Genomic DNA, 14,236 nt, shown 5'->3' on the forward strand with positions numbered 1-14,236 from the left:
TCTCAGCCCAATACCGGCGCCCCCCCCCCGCTCCGACCGATTGCAACCTCGTCAAGCGCTCGTGGTTTCGATAGTACGATCCAGGGCAGCTCAACCGTCGTTCAATGACGATCGTGCAAAACTGGGATACAGCCCTCAAAGGCGATATAAGTTGCGACTACTCCGTTGGGACGATCTGGGCGAAGGACGACAACACTACTACTTGCTCGATGTCGTTCGTACTTGCGCCGCCTACCCGCAACTGGTCCAGACGGTGAAAAGATCGATCGACGATCACGATCCGGATATCGTCCTGATTGAGGACGTCGGATCGGGGACGAGCTTGATAGCCGACCTCGACTATCAAGGTCTTTCGACCACGCCCGTCAAAGCTCGGATGGGCAAGGAGAGCCGTCTATCCCGTGTCTCGGCTATGATGGAGAAACTTTCACCTGCCGAAGGAGGCACATTGGGAGGACGATTTCCTGCTGGAAGTCTTAGCGTTCCCGGTCGCAAGCATGACGATCGGCTCGACTCCATGTCCCGAGCTCTGATTTTGGATGAAGGACGACAAGCCCGTTGAACGGTCGCGCACCAAATGAAGGTCTGGAATCGGCCGCAAGCGGACAATCTGTTTCCGGTTCCTGTCTTTGGATCAACGGGGCTTTAAAACGTGCACCGCGCGCGCCAGCTTTCCCTTCTGACCAATTGCCGGTTCTGCCCTGCACTCTTGAGCGCGCGTGAGGCGGATCTATGGAAGCTATCGGCGCAGGCCACCTCGACGTCTGCTTTGGTCAAGCCAACCTCGCGCAGATGGAAGTTTCATAGGTGACCAAGCGAGCGCTCTATGTTGCCGCGGGTGCCACTCATGGACAAGGGAAAGCAGGCGTCCGAGCGGACGATCAAGAAAAGTGCCCGGCACGGGCTGTGCGGTCTGGCCTAGTGTCGCTTGCATCGTGTTATGCTTGGTCATGGTACCTTCGTTGGTCGGGATTGCTCGAATGACGATCACCATGACGCTAGAAGACGCGGAGGCGCCAAGGCAGCTTCGGAAGCGTTCCGCTTCAGATTGTGAACTGGCCCTAGTCCTCCGCAAGGCCTAACTTGCGGCAAAGGAGCGCTCAGCGCTGACGCGACGGCCTTACGGACTGGTCTGCCCGATCTCGCGCGCGTGTGAGTTCCTGGAGCCGCGCTGGACGATCCAGATCCTGACCGAGCTCTGGAACGGCTCGACCCGTTTCAATGATATTCGCAAGGGGGTAGGCAACATCTCCTCCGCCCTCTTGTCGAGGCGGCTCAAGGAGATGGAAGTGTTGGGCCTGGTCGAGCGCGTCGAGGACGAGGCTGCCCGCACCGTCGCCTATTCCGCACCGAGAAGTCGATCAAACTCGAGCCGGCGATGAACGCGCTGGCGAAATGGGCATAATGCAACATCGAGGCGGAGATCGCGCTCGCCGACATGGATGTATCGATCCTCATGTGGGCCGTGCGGCGAAAGATCGACCTCGCTGAACTGCCGCGGCGGCGCGCCGTGATCCGCTTCCATTTCCGTGACGATCCCCCACCGAAGTGTCCCCATTACTGGTTTGTGGTAGAGCCAGGCGCGGACTTGCCCGAGCTATGCTCTCTCGACCGCCCGCACGGGACGTCGACCTTTACGTCGAGACTGGCGTTGTTTCGCTGGGGGCCATCCTGGAGGGCCGCTCCAACATCGAGCGCGAGAAAGAAAGGGGCGGCCTTTTCCTAAGCGGCGACCCCGGTCTTGCCTGCAGCATGGACCGTTGGCTGCGAACCTCGGTCTCGGCGGCGCTCGAGGGAATCGTCCCGCTTTCTTAAAAACCATAATGAGGGTGCGGCCACACGCGTGGAGGGTCGCTCGTGCCCGTGCAACGCCTAGTACAGAGAATAGGGGAGGAAAGACAGTCAGCTAAAATTCTGCAAATAAACTACAAGCTCAACGGGTCCAGCACCAAGTATGAGCAAGAAAACGTGCCTTATGCTCAACCAATCGCGGACCTACCTGGCCTGCGCTGGAAGGTCTGGATTTATAAACGAGGCCCAAAGCGAAGCCGGCGGGATCTACCTGTTCGACGATGAGCAGTGCAAGCCTTCGTGGACGGGCCAATTATTGCGGAGATGAAAGGTGACCCGACGTTGAGCATCAAGGCCTTTGACGTAATCGCGGAACTCACGACCATCACACGTGGCTCGGCAACGTAGTATTCTCGGAGGTAGGATGGCGCATGTAACAGTTGAGATAACGGGACGAACGCCTCCCGCTATCGCGCGTATGTAAAGTCAGCCCAGGCCAAACGGGAGTAGTAGAAGGAGCGCTGCCAGAGGCCCGACGATCCCAGCACGCCGCGCGCAGTAGCGCAGAAGCGCACGGAAGAGCGGCGGATCGAGTTCCACATCGGGGTGATGTGGGCGACATCGGGCTTTGATGACCCCATGCCAAAAACATGGGGTGACGTCGATCTCAGACAGTTTGATACGCCTTTCCGCCAGTCAGTGAATATCGATACGTCGCGTCACCTGACCGTTACTTTCCCAGTAGGTATGCTTCTTGGCGATGATGGGATCGTCCATTGCGGGTTGGACCTGCCCTCCAGTACTAACCGCACGCGAGGTGACTGTGTGCTCCCCGGCGGAGGGCTTGGGCCAGTCGACGGACCATATCTTCCAAGCGAAGTCCGCCTTGTCGGTTTCGTCGATGGCCGCCGGCATCCATGGCCCGTCATCGATCTTCACCTCGACCCGGTCGATCGGCGCGCCCCAGGCCGCCCCGACGATCCGGTGGTCACTGCCGATATGAGTGACCCGGGCCGGTGCAGACTTCAAGCGCGCCCGCCCGACAGAGGTTTCCACCCATACCGTTTCGCCGTTGTGCTCCTCCTCGCGCAGTGTGACATAATCGCGTCCCATAAACCGGTTCTCGAAGCGCTGGTCGCTCACGTCCATTCGTTTGAGCCATTTCACGTTCGCGATCCCGTACCAGCCCGGCGCTATCAGCCGCAGCGGGAAGCCGTTATCAGGAGGCAAGGGAGTTCCGTTCATCTCGTAGCAGAGGATGTTTTTGGGGTCCATGGCGTCGGTGAGCGACATGCTGCGCGCAAAGTTCTGCGTGAACTTGATGTCGTCGGCTCGCTTTATTTCTCCTTCATCGGTGCCCCAGAAGACAACCTCGATACCACTGTCGAGGACTCCGACCTCCTTGAGGATCGGGGCGAGCGGCGTACCCGCCCAGCGAGCATTGCCAATCCCACCATTGAAAAACGGTAGGCCAGTATTGCCCGAACATTCGACCGTGAACGTGACTTCCTGGCGCGGTCGAGCCCTGATGTCGGCGAGCGTCAGGGCTGTTGGCTTTTTGACGGAACCGCCGATTTCGAGCTTCCACGTAGTTTCGTCGATGACCGGCCGGTTGAAATGCGCGATTGAAAAGAACTTGTCGTTGGGCGTCACCCAGGAATCGAGATCCTCCCACACCAGCTGATTTTTGATGACTTCCGGTACCGGGTTCGGCGGCAGCTGATCGAGCCATTTGATGACTTCCTCGCCGGCCCGGGTTGGAAAGGCATAGGCAATCCGCGATTGAAAGGACGTCAGTGCTACAAGGGCTGCTCCGCCTTGAATGATGAATTCACGTCTGGGAAGGTAATGCATGATGACTTCTCCTCCAGTGAAAAGCTCAGTTCTCCTTCAGGGGTAAGTGCAGTAGCGACCGGGATCGCGCAAAGCAGAGGCCGGCCGCGGCGGGCAATATGAGAGCGCGTGAAACAAGCGCCGTAGTTAAAGCGGCGTTTCCCGCTCTCAAATAGCCAGCTCGTCAGGTCCGAGCCGGCTGTCTTCAATCATATGCCCTATCTGTCCTCGTGGCGAGGGCAAGGGCTCGCATCTTTTCGCTCCAGGCTTGATTTCTGCGTCGTGCTCCAAAGTCGAATGCCGCCTACAATTGGTGAGTGGATCTTGTGGGCGGCATGGACCTATTCAGCACCGGGGTCGGCTTTTCAGGAACGATAGAACGACTGCCTACGGCAGAGATGAGGCGCAGAGCAGAATATGGGCATCGCGCCGCGACGGTTGAGATTCAATCGCGGCTCAGCGCTCGCCGGAGAGCACCGAAGCGAATGCGATATTGCGCCGGCGTCACCCCGACCTGGCGGCGGAAGAGACGCCCGAAAAAACTCGCATCCTCATAGCCGACTTCATTCGCCACCGCTTCGACAGGGAGCTCGCCCGTCTCCAGCAGAGCTGCTTGGCCTGCTCGAGCCTGAGCGCATGGATGGAGTCGATCGCCTTCATGTCCGTGGCCCTGGCGAAGCGGCGCACGAAGGAGCGCTCGGACAGGCCTGACAACTTGGTCATGGCTGCGACGGGCGACGGCGTCCGGTAGTTGAGTTCCGCCCATCTCTGGCACCGGTTGATCACCGCGTCGCTGGTCTGGCGAAAGCGCATCAGCGCCGCGAAGGGCTGCTGGCCCATATCGTGCCACTGCAGCATGTAGACCTTGGCGACCTCCATCGCCTCCTTGAGGCCGACAAAGCGCGCGATCAGATAGAGGGCGAGATCCTCCCAGCTCGAGCCGCCCCCGGCCATGACGATGCGGTGGGCCTCGCCGGTCAGCACGAGTGACTGGCCCGGCTTCACCTTAACGCCGGGATAGTTGTTCGTGAGCGTCTCGACATAGCCCCAGTGAATGGTGGCATCGCGATTGTCGAGTAGCCCGGCCTCGCCGAGCAGCACCGCGCCCGAACAAGCGCTGGCCAGCATGGCGCCGTCGTCATGCGCTCGCTTCAGCCATGCGGCTTCGGCGTCATACTGCCCGGCGACGCTTTCTCCCGGATTGACGAAGAAATCTGGAATACAGACGATGTCGGGTGGCGGGCAATCGGCAAGGCTGTGATCTGGGCGCATCCAGATGCCGTTTGCAGCGCGAAACGGGCTGCCGTCCCCAGCAACCACATAGGGCCGCATGCGCGGCGTGCCCGCCGCACCGCTGGTTATGAACAGGAAATCCCTGCCGGGCGAGGAAAACAGGTCGAACATGCCGTAGATCGTGGAGGCGGTAGCCTCCGGAACATCGCCCTTGCAATGGCATGACGTCACGTTGGGGCATACCCCTGACGTGCAGCTATTGACGGTTGCTAATTAACTTCTCTATCGCTCCGTGGTAGCGCGCCGTTGCGTGCCAGAAGCTCATGTGCTCAGGCCAGACTGCTTTGCTACCTAGATGAATCACCAGTTTCGCGCGCTGGAAAAAACAGTCGGGCGAAAAGCTCCTCGCTACCGAACCCACCCGACTTCGAGACGATGACAGTGCCATTCCAAGCGCCCGAGATTAATCGGCTGACCGCCACACCGGGCTCGTAGAGCCCTTCGCACAGCATTTGGGAGGCCCCGCAGATGCTCGCCAGCAGCCGCAAGGTCCACCCGCCTGTTACCAGCGCTGAACGTGGCGCCGGCAATCTGGCCACGAGTTGCTTGAGCGATTGCTCTATTGCCAGCCGCGCTTGGGCTTCCGCAGCAGCGTGGGACGGCGCGACCAACAGAAATGGGAAGGCGGGATGTACGGAAATGGATCCGTCCATCACGACGGTCTCCAGCCCGCGGACCGCCGCGACCTGGCGCAAAGCAACCGGATGGTTCGTGCCACAGATGGCGAGATCGAGTGCCGGTGGCCGGAGGCTGGAAGCCGACCTTCCCGCGAGCACAGAAGCCAATCCGCCTGAGCCCACATAAAGGTCCTCGGCATCCCCTCCGAAGGCAGCGACGGTCGCCGCAAGCTCGGCATCGCTTGAAGCGTTGGCGACAAGAAATCCATCCTGCTTCCAGGCGTCGCCGATCATCGCTGCAGGAACCCCATAGCTCGATAGTGCACCGACTAGCGCTGGACCGACAGGGGTTATCCCGTGGGACGAGCTTACCTGTTGCCGGCCATCGACCGTGGCTCGGCCCATGGCCGGGAATGCGGGAGCAAAAAGAGCACGTCTGAACCGTCCGGCGCGGAAAGCCGCTATCGCCTCGGCCACAGGGTGGCCACGCATGACGCTGTCGATTTTCTTGAATGAGAAGGTCCGTGCGTCAGGTTTGTGACTGACAAAAACGCCTGTGACCCGTTCGTACGCCGCTGCTTCCCCCAAGTCTCGGCTATCGAGGTCGATAGCATCGTAGCCGGTAAGCGACGGTGGCACATCGAACCAAACCTTCACCGGTCTTTCGGGCGTCGCGAAGTAACCGGCGGTATCGAGCGCGCCGGTGATGTCGTCGGCGACGATCAGAACATCGGACTTAGGCGATTTACGCGCGTTAGAATTTTGGCTCACGCGGCCTCTCTCCGGTCAAAAGCAGTGCGTAGTCGATGGCCTCTATGAGGCTGGTCTCTCGGGCGATGCCGCGGCCGGCTATGTCGAAGGCGGTACCGTGGTCGACAGAGGTCCGCACGATCGGTAGGCCGAGCGTGATGTTGACTCCGCTCAGGCCAAGCCATTCACCGGTCTGCGGGTCGATCTGGAAGCCAAGCAGCTTCACCGGAATATGGCCTTGGTCGTGATACATGGCCACGACCGCGTCATAGGCACCGCCGCGCATTTTCACGAAGACAGTGTCGCCGGGGACGGGGCCATGGACGTCGTGGCCGCGTGCCCTGTAGTCGGCGATGATCGGCTGGGTGATGCGGATGTCGTGGGTTCCGAAAATGCCGCCTTCGCCAGCGTGCGGATTGAGCGCCGCAATCGCGACGCGGGGGGCCGCTATCCCCACATGCCCCAAGGCTTCGATCGTAAGATCGAGAACCCGGCGCATGCGTGGCTCCGTCGCCCTCTCCGGCACATCTTCCAGCGGGATGTGGGTCGTGACGTGGCTGACGCGGAAAGAACCGTGCGCGAGCATCATTGCGCTGTCTCGCGCACCGGTCAGCGCCGCCAGCAACTCGGTGTGACCGGGGAACCGATGACCGGCAAGATGCAGCGATTCCTTGTTGAGCGGCGCGGTGACGATTGCCGAAGCCTCGCCGGCCATCGTACGCCGCACACCCTCGGCCACGGCTTCGTAGGCCTGCCTGCCTGCTTCCGCAGACACCTGCCCGATCGCGACGGCCGAACCCTCGATCGGCCAGATACCGAGCGGCTCATCCGCTGTCGTGAGGGCGCGCAAAGGCAAGACCAGCGACCGGGCTGTCTCGTCAAGCGCCGCCAGCGATCCTACCAACCGGAGCCGAAACACACCGGTCTCGAGCTGTGGCGCGAAATGCCGGGCGGCCTTGAGCGCGATCTCGGGTCCGACACCGGCCGGATCGCCGACGGTAATGGCTATAGTTGCGGTCATTCAGCTCTCCACAAGCGCTGTGCGGACGTTCAAGACAGAATCACGCGAGGGGCCGCCCGCCGTCGACTGGAATGATAACGCCTGTCGCGAAGCGAAGGTGGGTCGCGACCGCCAGAACTGCCTCGGCAACATCGTCGGGGGTGCCCAATCGCCCGAGCGGAGTCCGGTTAACCTGTTCATCTCGCCAGGACTCGTCGCGGCCCTTGATAAAATCGGTGTCGACGACGCCCGGCGACACCGACACGACCCTGATTTTCGGTGCCAGGGCGCGCGCCAGCGACTTGGTTAGGTTGTCGACAGCTGCCTTGGAGGCGCAGTAGGCGATGTTGCTGCCCATGGCCGTTACGCCCGCAATCGACGAGATGTTGACGATGACGCCGCTGGCGGCGCGGTCGAGCAGCGGTCGCATTGCCCGCGTAGCGGCGATGACACCGCGCACGTTGACGCTGAGGATGCGGTCGATCAATGCGTCGTCCAGACCATCGAGGTCCGAATGCTGCACGAACCGGGTTATGCCGGCGCAATTGACCAGGATATCCAGCCGGCCGAACCTCTTCTCGATCTGGCCGGCCAGTCGCGCAAGGCAGTCGCTCTCGGTTACGCTCGCCTTGGCGACGAGGTGGTCACGGGGCGCAAGCGAGGAGACCAGTGCCTCCGCCGCCTGGCGCGAATGGTTGTAGCCGACGACGACCGACGCCCCTTCGTGTGCGAGCCTCGATACAATCTGCCCGCCGATACCACCGGTCGCACCGGTCACCAGGGCGACCTTGTCTTGCAGCATTGCCGCCATGGCCCCCTCCCTGTCAGACGCTGGTGCGTCGCTTGTGGGCGACGAGAGCCATGAGCTTGCGGTCGCGCCAGGCGCTGCGCTCACCGAGGCGGGAGGCCGGCAGCTTTTCGCGGCGCGCGGCCTCGGCTTTGCTGACGAGCGCTTCGGACCAAGGCGCCGGATCGCGCCTTTCCAGCGCGATCGCGTGGTAGAGCGGCCCCAGACGCCGTGCATAATCGGCAATCCCACCTGGCGCGTTGAGGTCTATCGTCTCGAACGGCCCCATGAAGGACCAGCGGTAGCCAAGCCCGTGCGACACGGTCAGATCGATGTCGGCGGCACTTGCGACGCCTTCCTCAAGCAATGCCCAGGCTTCGTTGAGCAACGCGCCCTGAAGCCTGTTCAGCACAAAGCCTTCGACCTCCTTGCGCACGACGATGGCCGCCTGACCCACGGCTTCCATTTGTGCCCGAAGCCATGGAACGATGTTTGCGTCCGTCCATGGCGCCGGAACCAATTCGACCAACGGGACCAGATGTGGCGGATTTACCGGATGCACCACGAGGAAGTGTGCGCGGTTTGCACATGGTTCCGTAAACGCCGAGGCAGGTATACCTGAGCTTGAACTGCCAACGACGGCGTCGGGCCGCATGACTCGATCGATTTCGAGGCAGACGGCCTCCTTGACATCGCGCCGTTCGAGCACCGACTCCTGGATATAGTCGGCATCGGCGACCGCCTCCTCCAGGGTGTCGACAACGCTCAACCGCCGGATGACTGGATCGATTGCGTCGATCAGCCCAGCTTCTTTCATGTCGGCAAGACTGGCGCGGATCCTGTCAATCACCTTCGCGCGGATGTCGTCGCTACCATCGTAGATGGTCACCTGATGTCCCGCCCGGGCGAAAACGATCGCCCAGCCGCGGCCGACGAGCCCTGCCCCGATAATGGCGACCTTGCGGATTGCGTCCACTACTGCACCCACGATTTCTCGCCGTCCGCCAGGCAGATTTCAGTGATGCGCAGGCCATCCTTGGTGATGCGCGACGGGAAACGGTCCTTCAGCCGCTCTTCGTGGATGGGAATGACGCGCCGCGCCTCGTAATTCACCTGCTTCATCATCTCCTCGGTGGCCAGCACGAGATTTGTCTGGCTGCCGACCGCTAACCCCACCGGAACGTAGAGCGTCTCGATATCGACGGCAGCTCCCGAGCCCTCGATATTGTCGAAGACATAGACCAGATCGCCTGCCAGTACCCAGGTATCTTCCTTGCCGTTGCGTATGGTGACCCACATCGAACCGTAGGTGTGGCTATCGAAGGCGGGATTGAGATCGACATTCGGGAGCACGTCCTGCTTTGCCCCATCAATCGTCACCAGCCGCTTCTGGCGGGCAAGATCGACACCGCGCACGATATCGCCAGGGTCGACGGCGACGTTCATCCAGCGCATGCGGTCCGGCAGCGACATCGCCCAGACCCATTTCGCGATTTCCCGCTCCTGGATGTAGAAAGTCGCTTTAGGGAAGTCCTCGACATTGCCGAAATGGTCGAAGTGGGCGTGCGTGACGAAGACCGTGTCGACGTCTATCGGCGACAGGCCGATCTCGCCGAGGACGGCCTCGGGCGAGTGCCAGTTTTCGACGCCGAACTTGTCGCCGAGATGCTTGCCGTAGTCCTTGTTATTGTAGCCAACATCGACCATGGCGACGTGGCCGTTCCCCTTAATCAGCGCATAGCAGTAGGGAAGCTTGACGTGACCCTGATTGTGGGCGCCGTAGAGCACGCCGCTCTTGTGGTAGTTTGTGACGTAGCTGTACTCAAGCACCCAGATCGAATACTGACCCATCGTTTCCTCCCTGTTTTCGCCAGCGCTGTGCACAACTGCAGCAGGCATGATTGAAATCGATCGGCGTCATGCCGGCTCGAGGCTCCGACGCCGCCTGCAGCCAGGCATAGGCGTGCTTGATTCTCTCCGCTGCGCGGTCGAGATGCTGCTGCCAGTCGCGCCGCAGCCGAGCCAGGCCGAATTCGTCAAGCACTTCGCCGAGCGTCGCGTGCGCAGACTCCAAGCGCACGCGATGGGCCTCCAGACCGCGCGGCGACTGCAAGGCGCCCAGTCGCCGCTTGACCTCGGCCCATTGTTCACAGGCCGCCGGGATATCCGGCAGGTCGAGCACATCGCGGCGACCGCCAGCTTCGGCCAGAACCAGCAAGCCCGCGACCTGCCCGATCAGTCGGCGCAGACCGTCATAGATGGGACGGGTGGCAACGACATAGCGGACGACAGCCTCGTCGGTCGCCCCATCCTTATCGATGAGCGGCTGGGATTCCCCACTTTCAGCGGACGACGGCTGCGGCGCTGCAACCAGCTCGCAGTCATAGCGGTGAACGGAGAGCGCGCGTTCGAAGAATCGCTTCGCGGATGGATCAGTCATGGTCCCTCCTGCGTGTCGTCGCCCGCTCGATCACGGGGCCGGGCGCAATCATCTGCACGACCGGCTCCCGGCCAGCATTCGTGCCCAATTCCTTGGCCAGCGAGACCGTCGCCTCCAGCATCTTTTCGATGGGCTGCTTGACGGTCGTCAGACCGTGCGAGGGCCAGTGCGCCATTTCGATATCGTCGAAGCCGACGATCGAGATGTCGTCCGGCACGCTAAGCCCCAGTTCCCGCACACCGTCGAGGAAGCCGATGGCGAGAATGTCGTTGGCGCAGAACACGCCGTCGGGCATCTTTTCGAGATCATGCAGCTTGTGGGCGGCCTGATAGCCAGCGTGATAGCTGAATTGCCCCGCATCGATGACGGCAGGCTCTGCAAGGCCGCGCTCGACCGCGCGTTCGCTGAAGCCGCGGTGACGGGCGACATTGGTCGAGGCATCCGCCAGTGCGGCGATGTAGGCCAGGCGCCGGTGGCCCGTATCGGCCAGATAGTCGGCAATGCGGCGACCGCCAAGTATGTTATCGCAGGAGATGCCGAAAGCGTGGTCGTCGGCCGACAGTCGGTTGAAGAAAATCACCGGCGTGCCGGCCTTGCGGCACTCCTGCGCGGCTTCCGAAGACAAGGTCGCCGCGAGGATGATGGCGAGGTCGGGCTGGTAGTTGAGGAGAAGGCGCAGTGCCTGGTCGACCTCGCCAGACTGGTCGGCAGCGACCAGCATCACATTCATGTCGATGGCGCGCAGTTCGGTGGTGAGCCGGGTCAGCACTTCCGGATAGAACGGGTTCGTGATGTCGGCGACGACCACGCCGACGATGCGCGTCTTCTTGGTGATGAGGCTGCGAGCGAAGGGATTCGGCGAATAGCCGATCTCCCGCGCCCGGTTCAGCACCACGTCCCGCGTTTCCTTGGCGATCACGGCGTCGGCGTGAAAGGCCCTGGACACGGTCGCGACAGACATGCCGAGGTCGCGCGCCAGATCCTTTACGGTCAGGCGTGGCTTGCTGCTTTTGTTACGGGCGATGACCGACATGAAAACTCCGTTGGCGCGCAGCCTTAGGCCTCGTTGCGACCTCCGTAGCGGCGAACCCGGATATTGGCCTGCTCGGCATGTCCGTAGAATCCTTCCAGGACGCACAGGCGCGAACAGTACTCGCCGATCATAGCGCTCGCTTCGTCGGTCAGGACGCGCTGATAGGTGCAGGTCTTGATGAACTTGCCAACCCACAAACCGCCGGTGTAGCGGGCCGCCTTCTTGGTCGGCAGCGTATGATTGGTGCCGATGACCTTGTCGCCATAGGCAACGTTGGTGCGTGGACCCAGGAACAGTGCGCCGTAATTGCGCATGTTGTCGAGAAAGTAGTCGGGATCGCGCGTCATCACCTGCACGTGCTCGGAGGCGATCCGGTCGGCTTCCACAACCATTTCCTCGTAGGAATCGCATACGATCACCTCGCCGTAGTCGGCCCATGCCCTGGCAGCGATTTCGGCCGTCGGCAGGATTTTCAACTGACGTTCGATCTCCGCCATGGTGTCGCGCGCCAGCTTTAGCGAATTGGTCAGAAGCACCGCCGGGCTTGTGGGACCATGTTCGGCCTGGCCAAGCAGGTCGGTCGCGCAAATCTCCCCGTCGACGCTGTCGTCAGCGATCACCAGCGTCTCGGTCGGGCCGGCGAACAGATCGATGCCGATGCGGCCGTAAAGCTGGCGCTTGGCTTCAGCAACGAAGGCGTTGCCGGGACCGACAAGCATGTCGACGCGTCCGATGGTCTCGGTTCCGAGCGCCATGGCGCCGACGGCCTGGATACCGCCCAAAACGTAGATCTCGTCGGCGCCGCCCAAGTGCATGGCAGCGACGATGGCCGGGTGTGGCCCGCCCTGGAACGGTGGCGCGCATGCGACGATCTTCTTCACGCCGGCGACCTTCGCTGTGACCACGCTCATATGCGCGGAAGCGACCATTGGATATTTGCCGCCCGGCACGTAGCAGCCAACCGTCTCAACGGGGATGTTCTTGTGGCCAAGGACGACACCTGGCAGTGTTTCCACCTCGAGGTCCTGCAGGCAGGCGCGCTGCTTTTCCGCGAAATTGCGGACCTGCACCTGGGCGAAGCGGATGTCCTCAAGATCTCTTGCCGAGACTTCGGACATGGCCTGCTCTATATCGCTGTCGCTCAGCCGGAAGCTCGGCGGCGACCATTTGTCGAAACGCTCCGACAGTTCCCGGACGGCGTCGTCGCCGCGTTTTTCGATATCGGCGAGGACCGTTTCGACGGTCGTTCGCACGGCCGCGTCGCCCTGGGCAACAGCCTCGGGATCCCTGCCCCGCTTCAGAAAGGTCGGCATGTTCTCATCCTTGTCTTGAGTCGGATGGACGGCACGACGCCGTCCATCTATCGCATTGCTGATCGTCAAGGCTTCACTGTCGCCTCGATCTTGGTCAGCTTGTATTCGTCGGCCGCAGCCTTGCAGGACGAGCAGTTGATGCCGGGCGCGTCGGGCGCCTTCTTTACATCCGCCGGCAGCGGTTGGATGGTCGCTCCCGGTGTTGGCTTGCCCTCCAACGCCGACTGCAGCGACAGTTCCGGCAGCAGCTCGGGATTGAAGACCTCGGTGACGAAGGACGACGGCACCTTGTCTGACGGAAAGACGTTGCAGCCGTCGGCGAAGGTGTCGCCCTTGCAGGGCTTGACCTGATCGGCCGGCACCCACGGCAGCGGGTACTCGACGTTCATCGGCTTCAGGTCGCGCTTCTTGGTGAGGATCTCCATCATCAGCTTGAAGGCGTAGCCGGAGGTGGCAGGCGGCGAGCCGGCCGAGACGCCCTTGAGCCCCATGCCCTGCATCTTCGGATCGGCCAGGCCGAGGCGGAAGCCGTCAGAGTTCTCGCCGGTCATCGGCACGAGCTTGTTGCCCTTGTCAAGCTGCGCCTGGATCGCGCCGTATTCGCCAGCCTGGGCCCAGATGCCGTCGACGTCCGGATGTGCGGCGAGCGCCTTGGCCGTCTCCTGCTGCGTGGTGCGGTCATCCCAGTAGGAATAGTATTCGGCGACCACCTTGATGCCGGGATACTGGCTGAAGATGTGCATTGCGCCGTCGGTGTGGCGTTTGTCGACCGAGTTGCCCGGAACGCCGCGGCTGAGGAAGATATTGCCCTTGCCACCAAGGATATTGACCAGCGCCTGGGCGGTGTTCTCGCCAAAGCCGGCGGTGATGTAGCTGACGTTGTAGGCGCAGGGCTCGGTTGCCGTGGCGTCGTACATGAAGAACAGCACGCCTTTCTGGCAGCCGCGATGTATGGTGCGGTTCAACGCCGTCGACGAGATCGGGAAGCTGATGATGCCGTCGGCGCCATCCTGGATCATGCTTTCATAGGCCGAGATCTGCGCCTGCGGATCGGTGCCGGAAATCACCTCCTTCAGTTCCACCGTCTTGTCGTAGGGCGGCGTCTGCGCCAGCGCCTTGACAATGTTCGCGGCCTCCGACTGCCACGAGTTGCCGCTATAGCTCAGCGATAGATAAACCTTGAGCTTCTTGTCCTGCGCGTCGGCCTGGTCGACGACCGTCCCGACGCTCACAGCTGTGGCAAGCGTCAGCGACGCTGCCAGACCTAGTGTTTTTAATAGCTTCATTTGCATCAACCTCCCTTTGGAATTTGGCCCTTGCGTGCCGGGCCAGAGCTTGTGAGAACGTTCTCACAATCGAAAGAAACATTGCAAGCAGGG

12 protein-coding genes are annotated in these 14,236 nt (G+C 61.7%); 1 reads left to right on the forward strand and 11 read right to left on the reverse strand.

Annotated features, from left to right (window positions below; genetic code table 11):
* Window positions 1–202: 202 nt before the first annotated feature.
* Complete coding sequence (locus tag A9K65_RS35265; RefSeq protein WP_157678539.1) at window positions 203–562, forward strand: hypothetical protein; 360 nt, start codon at window positions 203–205, stop codon at window positions 560–562.
* Window positions 563–2,487: 1,925 nt separating this feature from the next.
* On the opposite strand, the gene A9K65_RS21525 is transcribed toward A9K65_RS35265, so the two are convergent.
* From A9K65_RS21525 to A9K65_RS21575, 11 genes are all read right to left on the reverse strand, one after another.
* On the reverse strand, window positions 2,488–3,645 hold the full coding sequence (locus tag A9K65_RS21525; protein WP_064995223.1) for a sulfite oxidase: 1,158 nt from the start codon (window positions 3,643–3,645) through the stop codon (window positions 2,488–2,490).
* Between the two features lie 483 nt (window positions 3,646–4,128).
* Window positions 4,129–5,088: a DJ-1/PfpI family protein gene (locus tag A9K65_RS21530; RefSeq protein ID WP_198327519.1), complete on the reverse strand. Its 960-nt coding sequence runs from the start codon at window positions 5,086–5,088 to the stop codon at window positions 4,129–4,131.
* 116 nt (window positions 5,089–5,204) lie between these two features.
* The gene (locus A9K65_RS21535; RefSeq protein WP_064994849.1) at window positions 5,205–6,305 is read right to left on the reverse strand and encodes a four-carbon acid sugar kinase family protein; all 1,101 of its coding nucleotides are present in this window, start codon (window positions 6,303–6,305) and stop codon (window positions 5,205–5,207) included.
* Window positions 6,289–7,305: a 4-hydroxythreonine-4-phosphate dehydrogenase PdxA gene (pdxA, locus tag A9K65_RS21540; RefSeq protein WP_064994848.1), complete on the reverse strand. Its 1,017-nt coding sequence runs from the start codon at window positions 7,303–7,305 to the stop codon at window positions 6,289–6,291. Before pdxA ends, A9K65_RS21535 begins: the two co-directional genes overlap by 17 nt.
* Window positions 7,306–7,345: 40 nt before the next feature.
* Entirely contained in the window at window positions 7,346–8,095 is a 750-nt protein-coding gene (locus A9K65_RS21545; RefSeq protein ID WP_084016082.1) for an SDR family oxidoreductase, read from the reverse strand.
* A gap of 13 nt (window positions 8,096–8,108) precedes the next feature.
* The gene (locus A9K65_RS21550; RefSeq protein ID WP_245321862.1) at window positions 8,109–9,059 is read right to left on the reverse strand and encodes a 3-hydroxyacyl-CoA dehydrogenase; all 951 of its coding nucleotides are present in this window, start codon (window positions 9,057–9,059) and stop codon (window positions 8,109–8,111) included.
* On the reverse strand, window positions 9,047–9,922 hold the full coding sequence (locus A9K65_RS21555) for an N-acyl homoserine lactonase family protein (RefSeq protein WP_064994846.1): 876 nt from the start codon (window positions 9,920–9,922) through the stop codon (window positions 9,047–9,049). The genes A9K65_RS21550 and A9K65_RS21555 overlap by 13 nt, the downstream gene beginning before the upstream one ends.
* Window positions 9,894–10,511: a hypothetical protein gene (locus A9K65_RS21560; RefSeq protein WP_064994845.1), complete on the reverse strand. Its 618-nt coding sequence runs from the start codon at window positions 10,509–10,511 to the stop codon at window positions 9,894–9,896. Before A9K65_RS21560 ends, A9K65_RS21555 begins: the two co-directional genes overlap by 29 nt.
* Window positions 10,504–11,544, reverse strand: a complete 1,041-nt coding sequence (locus A9K65_RS21565; RefSeq protein ID WP_064994844.1) for a LacI family DNA-binding transcriptional regulator — start codon at window positions 11,542–11,544, stop codon at window positions 10,504–10,506. Before A9K65_RS21565 ends, A9K65_RS21560 begins: the two co-directional genes overlap by 8 nt.
* A gap of 23 nt (window positions 11,545–11,567) precedes the next feature.
* Complete coding sequence (hisD, locus tag A9K65_RS21570; RefSeq protein WP_064994852.1) at window positions 11,568–12,857, reverse strand: histidinol dehydrogenase; 1,290 nt, start codon at window positions 12,855–12,857, stop codon at window positions 11,568–11,570.
* Window positions 12,858–12,922: 65 nt separating this feature from the next.
* Complete coding sequence (locus tag A9K65_RS21575; protein ID WP_245321864.1) at window positions 12,923–14,143, reverse strand: sugar ABC transporter substrate-binding protein; 1,221 nt, start codon at window positions 14,141–14,143, stop codon at window positions 12,923–12,925.
* Window positions 14,144–14,236: the final 93 nt, after the last annotated feature.

The sequence above is a fragment of the Mesorhizobium sp. WSM1497 genome, from assembly GCF_001672455.2.
Classification (GTDB): Bacteria; Pseudomonadota; Alphaproteobacteria; order Rhizobiales; family Rhizobiaceae; genus Mesorhizobium; species Mesorhizobium ciceri.

Coding starts and splice junctions, on each gene's coding strand:
- A9K65_RS21560 (WP_064994845.1), bottom strand. CDS start 10,511: ATGACTGATCCATCCGCGAAGCGATTCTTCGAACGCGCGCTCTCCGTT.
- A9K65_RS21575 (WP_245321864.1), bottom strand. CDS start 14,143: ATGAAGCTATTAAAAACACTAGGTCTGGCAGCGTCGCTGACGCTTGCC.
- A9K65_RS21565 (WP_064994844.1), bottom strand. CDS start 11,544: ATGTCGGTCATCGCCCGTAACAAAAGCAGCAAGCCACGCCTGACCGTA.
- pdxA (WP_064994848.1), bottom strand. CDS start 7,305: ATGACCGCAACTATAGCCATTACCGTCGGCGATCCGGCCGGTGTCGGA.
- A9K65_RS21555 (WP_064994846.1), bottom strand. CDS start 9,922: ATGGGTCAGTATTCGATCTGGGTGCTTGAGTACAGCTACGTCACAAAC.
- A9K65_RS21545 (WP_084016082.1), bottom strand. CDS start 8,095: ATGGCGGCAATGCTGCAAGACAAGGTCGCCCTGGTGACCGGTGCGACC.
- A9K65_RS21525 (WP_064995223.1), bottom strand. CDS start 3,645: ATGCATTACCTTCCCAGACGTGAATTCATCATTCAAGGCGGAGCAGCC.
- hisD (WP_064994852.1), bottom strand. CDS start 12,857: ATGCCGACCTTTCTGAAGCGGGGCAGGGATCCCGAGGCTGTTGCCCAG.